The sequence below is a fragment of the Pelomicrobium sp. genome (assembly GCF_036803785.1).
Taxonomy (GTDB): domain Bacteria; phylum Pseudomonadota; class Gammaproteobacteria; order Burkholderiales; family UBA6910; genus Pelomicrobium.
Genome location: NZ_DAIRTR010000253.1, coordinates 1 through 1,818 on the forward strand (window position 1 = coordinate 1; position 1,818 = coordinate 1,818).

The following is a 1,818-nucleotide window of genomic DNA, read 5'->3' on the forward strand; positions in this document are numbered from 1 at the left end:
CCCCCATGCGCGTCACCTTGAAGGCGGTGCGCTTGATGATGGCGGCCAGCTCGCCGAAATCGGCCTGCGGCGCCTTCTGCACGGCCGAGAGGACCACGCCGGGGCCAGAAACGCCCACGTTCACCACCCCGTCCGGTTCGCCGATGCCGTGGAATGCGCCGGCCATGAAGGGATTGTCGTCCACCGCGTTGCAGAAGGTGACCAGCTTGGCGCAGCCGATCCCGCCCCGGTCCGCGGTGGCCCGGGCTGTCTCGGCGATCACCTCTCCCATGACCGCCACCGCGTCCATGTTGATGCCGGCGCGGGTGGAGGCCACGTTCACCGAGGCGCAGACCCGCTCAGTAGTGGCCAGGGCTTCGGGAATGGAACGGATGAGCGCCGTATCCCCCGGGGTCGCACCCTTCTGCACCAGGGCCGAATAGCCGCCCAGGAAATTGACGCCCACCTCTCGGGCGGCCTTGTCCAGATAGCTGGCGATGCGCGGATAGCCCCCAACGCCGCTTGCCTCTGCCACCAGGGCCACGGGGGTGACCGCCACCCGCTTGTGGACGATGGGTATGCCGTATTCCTGCTCAATGGCCTGAGCCACGGCAGTGAGCCGGCCCGCCACCCGGCAGATCTTGTCGTAGGCCCGGCGGCCCAGGGTGTCCGGGTCCGGGTGGGCGCAGTCGCGCAGCGAAATGCCCAAGGTGATGGTGCGGATGTCCAGGTTTTCCATCTGCACCATGCGGATGGTCTCGACGATCTCCTGGGCAGAAAAGCGCGTCATGGCGGGCGTCGCTCTGGCAGCGCCTCAAATGCGGTGCATGTACTTAAACACGTCCTCGTGCTGGGCGTCGATGCGCAGGCCCATCTCTTCCCCCTTGGCTGCCAAGCGCCGCTTGATCTCCTCCAGGGGCGCATTCGCCTGGGAAAGATCCACCATCATGATCATGGCGAAGAACTCCTGCAGCGTGGTCTGGGAGATGTCCAGAATGTTGGCGTTCGCCTCGGCCAGGATGGTGGATACGGCGGCGATGATCCCCACTCGGTCCTGACCGGTCACGGTGACGATGATGCGGTTGCTTTGCGGCATGGCGCTCACACCCAGTCCCTAGGTTTAAGGAATTCCTCGTAGAGCCGGGCCTCCGGCGTGCCCGGTGCCGGGGTCCAAGCATAGCGCCAGCGCACGAGGGGCGGTAAGGACATGAGGATGGACTCGGTGCGACCCCCAGATTGGAGCCCGAACAGGGTACCCCGGTCGTAGACCAGGTTGAACTCCACGTAGCGCCCACGTCGATACGCCTGGAAGTCCCGCTCCCGCTCCCCATAGGCGAGCCCGCGGCGGCGCTCCACGATGGGAAGGTAGGCTTCGAGAAAATGAGCGCCCACGCTTTTCGTGAGGGCGAAGCAGTGCCCGAACCCCCCCTCGTTCAAGTCGTCGAAGAAAATTCCCCCGATGCCCCGCGGCTCGCCCCGGTGGCGGAGGTAAAAATACTCATCGCACCAGCGTTTGAACCGGGGGTAGTACTCGGGCCCGAAAGGCAAAAGGGCCTTGCGGCAGGTGGCGTGGAAATGTCGGGCGTCCTCTTCGAAGCCGTAGTAGGGGGTGAGGTCCATGCCGCCGCCGAACCACCAGACGGGCTCGGTGTCCGCGGCCTGACCGTGACTGTCCTGGGCGCAGAAGAAGCGCACATTCATGTGCACGGTGGGCACGTACGGGTTGCGCGGGTGCAGCACCAGGGACAGACCCATCGCCTGGAAGGCGCGACCGGCCAGCTCCGGCCGCCGCGCGCTCGCCGAGGGCGGCAGCCCGCTGCCATAGACATGGGAGAAGGC

At 66.2% G+C, this 1,818-nt stretch carries 3 protein-coding genes; all 3 read right to left on the reverse strand.

Translation table 11 applies throughout. The features are described 5' to 3' along the window. The coding region (locus tag V7Q81_RS15945; protein WP_333845303.1) for a DUF711 family protein at nucleotides 1-769 on the reverse strand (769 nt) is incomplete at its 3' end. A 24-nt stretch (nucleotides 770-793) separates the two neighbouring features. Continuing rightward, nucleotides 794-1,075: an ACT domain-containing protein gene (locus V7Q81_RS15950; RefSeq protein ID WP_333845306.1), complete on the reverse strand. Its 282-nt coding sequence runs from the start codon at nucleotides 1,073-1,075 to the stop codon at nucleotides 794-796. A gap of 5 nt (nucleotides 1,076-1,080) precedes the next feature. After that, nucleotides 1,081-1,818, reverse strand: a 738-nt coding sequence (hemF, locus tag V7Q81_RS15955) for an oxygen-dependent coproporphyrinogen oxidase (protein ID WP_333845308.1), incomplete at its 5' end; no start/stop codon positions are given.

Coding starts and splice junctions, on each gene's coding strand:
- V7Q81_RS15950 (WP_333845306.1), bottom strand. CDS start 1,075: ATGCCGCAAAGCAACCGCATCATCGTCACCGTGACCGGTCAGGACCGA.